The following is a 258-nucleotide window of genomic DNA, read 5'->3' as shown; positions in this document are numbered from 1 at the left end:
TGGTGTAGCCAACTGTGTTAGGCTTATAACAGTAAAACTATTAGAAGCTGCTGAAATACATCCGGAAGCGTTAGTTGCCTTAACCGTGTAAGCCGTTCCTATCATACCGCCTGTTATGACTCCTGCTGCATTAACAGTTGGTCCTGCAGGTGAAAAATCATAAGTATTGGCTGCATTGTAATTCGTAAGAGTCATACTTCCTGCAGCAGAACAAGTCGCTGCTGTTGTGCTCACTACTGGAGTTACTGGTGTAGCCAA

General features: G+C 44.2%; 1 protein-coding gene. It reads right to left on the bottom strand.

Features of this window, described 5'->3' with window-relative positions; translation table 11 throughout:
- A partial coding sequence (locus tag J3S90_RS15795) for a hypothetical protein (protein ID WP_210646985.1) occupies positions 1–258 on the bottom strand: 258 nt, incomplete at both ends.

This window comes from Flavobacterium flabelliforme (assembly GCF_017948675.1).
Lineage (GTDB): Bacteria > Bacteroidota > Bacteroidia > Flavobacteriales > Flavobacteriaceae > Flavobacterium > Flavobacterium pygoscelis.
Note: the sequence above shows the minus strand (reverse complement) of the source record. Positions and strands in the feature narration are given on the sequence as shown.